Genomic DNA, 2,606 nt, shown 5'->3' on the forward strand with positions numbered 1-2,606 from the left:
CACCGGAAACGGCGACACCGCCATATCCGGCCTCCGGTTCCGCTTCGCTCCACCTCCGTCCGGATATGGCGGCGATGGGCTTAATCCACTAACAAACCTATCGGTCCACTCGGTGGGGGCAGATCACCTCTTGAACCTGTAGCCGCTACAGATCCTATCTAGGGTCAACAACGTGATTCGGAGAACAGAAAATGACCCAGCCGGAAACGGCTTCCAGACGCGGTACGTGGGTTGCGATTGCCGGAGGAAGTCTCGGCGCGCTTGGCGCAGCCTCCTGCTGCATCGTCCCGCTGGTGCTCTTCACACTGGGCGTCAGTGGCGCATGGATCGGCAACCTGACCGCGCTCGCCCCCTATCAGCCCATCTTCCTTGGGGTGGCCATCGCCTTTCTGGCCGCCGGGTTCTGGCGGATCTATCGTCGGCCGCAGGTGGTCTGCGCCGAGCGCGAATGCGGCACGCCTTCCTCCAACCGCCTGGCGAAGACGGCCTTGTGGCTTGCAACGGCGCTGGTCGGACTCGCCGTCCTCTTCCCCTATCTCGCCCCCCTATTGCTCGAAGTTTGAACAAGGAGACCATCATGAAGAAGCTTGCCCTGCTCGCGACCGTAGCGGTGCTGTTCGCATCCGGCCCGGCCTTTGCCGCAATCCGGACCGTCACCCTGGCCGTCGAGAACATGACTTGCGTGACCTGCGGCCCCGTCGTCAAAAAGAGCCTGTCGCGCGTATCCGGCGTGACCGCCGTCGAAGTTTCAGTCGAAGCACATACCGCGACCGTCACCTATGACGACGCCAAGACCAGCACCAAGGCGTTGATCGCGGCGACCACCAACGCTGGCTACCCTTCGCAAGTCCGCAAGTGAAAGTCGGATCATGAGTGATTGCTGCAATCCGGTCGACCGCCCTCAGGACAAGAAGTACGACCTTATCGTCGTGGGCGGCGGATCGGCTGGGTTCTCGGCCGCGATCACCGCGGCGGAGCAAGGGGCCCAGGTCGCCGTTATCGGTGCCGGCACCATCGGTGGAACCTGCGTCAATGTCGGCTGCGTTCCTTCCAAGGCGCTAATCCGCGCGGTCGAGAGCATCCACCACGCCAATGCCGCGCCGATGCGGTTCAAGGGCATTGAGGCCCGGGCGCGAGCCGCCGATTGGGGCCAGGTGATCGCCGAAAAGGACGCGCTCGTCTCGGGCCTTCGCCAGGCGAAATATGCGGACCTCCTGCCTCTCTACAATAACGTCGCCTATCATGAAGGCACGGCGCGGCTCGTCGATAATGGCGTCGAGACCGGTGGAAGGCGGTTCACCGCTGACCGGATCGTGATTGCGACAGGTACCCGTCCGGCGGTGCCGGCTATCCCGGGCCTTCCGGATGTCGATGCGCTCGACAGCACTACCGCGCTCGACCTGACCGAGTTGCCGAAATCGATGATCGTCCTCGGAGGCGGCTATGTCGGTGTGGAACTCGCTCAGACGTTCTCCCGCGCCGGTGTCGACGTGACGCTCGTTTTCCGCAGCCGCCTTCTCCCCGAGATGGAGCCGGAGATCGGCGCCGCGCTGACCGACTATCTTTCGAGCGAAGGCATCACCGTCCTGGGCAACCTCGCCTATCAGTCGGTCCACAAGACGGCGGAAGGGGGCGCTGCGCTCACCGTCCTGCGCGACGGGGTCGCCGAAATCATCGTCGCGGAGCGCCTTCTCCTGGCGACCGGGCGCGCCCCGAATGTTGAGGACCTCGGTCTCATCGAGGCGGGGGTGAAGCAGACGCTCAGCGGTGCCATCATTGTCGATGACCATATGCGAACCTCTGTGCGCGGCGTCTATGCCGCCGGCGACGTGACGGGCCGAGACCAGTTCGTCTATATGGCGGCCTATGGCGCAAAGATCGCTGCCAAAAACGCCTTGAACGGCGACAGTCTGAGGTACGACAATTCGGCCATGCCGTCCGTCGTATTCAGCGATCCGCAGGTAGCCAGTGTCGGCTTCACCGAAGCACAGGCTATCGCGGCCGGATATGCAGCGCGAACGTCGACGCTCCCGCTCGAGAATGTCCCGCGCGCATTGGCGGCCCGCGACACGCGTGGCCTGATCAAGCTGGTTGCGGATGGCCGGACCCGCAAACTGCTGGGCGCGCACATCCTGGCACCGGAAGGTGCGGACAGTATCCAGACCGCCGCCATGGCGCTCCGCTGCGGTCTCACGATCGACGATCTGGTGGAGACGATCTTCCCCTATCTGACCACGGTCGAAGGCCTGAAGCTGGCGGCGCAGGCATTCGACCGGGATGTGAATAGACTGTCCTGCTGTGCGGGCTAAGTTCGCTCAGTCGCGTCGCTGCGGTGAGATGACATGAGTAGCCCGCGCTGTTCCGATCCCGGCAGCGGCGCCAGGGATTGGTCGGGTAGCTGGCGAACCGGCGTCACGCTTTGCGGCTTTGCTGGCCTGTGGTGGGGCAGCGAACGGGCTTGGGGCATGTTCTCGCGTTCTAGGGTCAGGACCCATAAACGGGATTCCCTTGGCGGCTGGGATGTGATTCATGCGCTGCGCCAGCAGGAGCGTGGATTTGAGCGAGTTTTGGTTGAGTGAAGCCCAGTTCGAACGGCTGCGTCCGCT

3 protein-coding genes and 1 pseudogene are annotated in these 2,606 nt (G+C 63.7%); all 4 read left to right on the forward strand.

Features of this window, described 5'->3' with window-relative positions; genetic code table 11:
* A pseudogene (locus tag KYX69_RS23115) lies at nucleotides 1-92 on the forward strand (integrase catalytic subunit); the annotation flags it as partial.
* Nucleotides 93-191: 99 nt separating this feature from the next.
* Entirely contained in the window at nucleotides 192-563 is a 372-nt protein-coding gene (locus KYX69_RS23120) for a mercuric transporter MerT family protein (RefSeq protein WP_300501682.1), read from the forward strand.
* A 14-nt stretch (nucleotides 564-577) separates the two neighbouring features.
* Nucleotides 578-859, forward strand: coding sequence for a mercury resistance system periplasmic binding protein MerP (gene merP, locus KYX69_RS23125; protein ID WP_126004674.1), 282 nt, complete (start codon nucleotides 578-580; stop codon nucleotides 857-859).
* A 10-nt stretch (nucleotides 860-869) separates the two neighbouring features.
* Nucleotides 870-2,309: a mercury(II) reductase gene (merA, locus tag KYX69_RS23130; protein ID WP_066581750.1), complete on the forward strand. Its 1,440-nt coding sequence runs from the start codon at nucleotides 870-872 to the stop codon at nucleotides 2,307-2,309.
* Nucleotides 2,310-2,606: the final 297 nt, after the last annotated feature.

This window comes from Sphingomonas sp. (assembly GCF_030145815.1).
Classification (GTDB): domain Bacteria; phylum Pseudomonadota; class Alphaproteobacteria; order Sphingomonadales; family Sphingomonadaceae; genus Sphingomonas.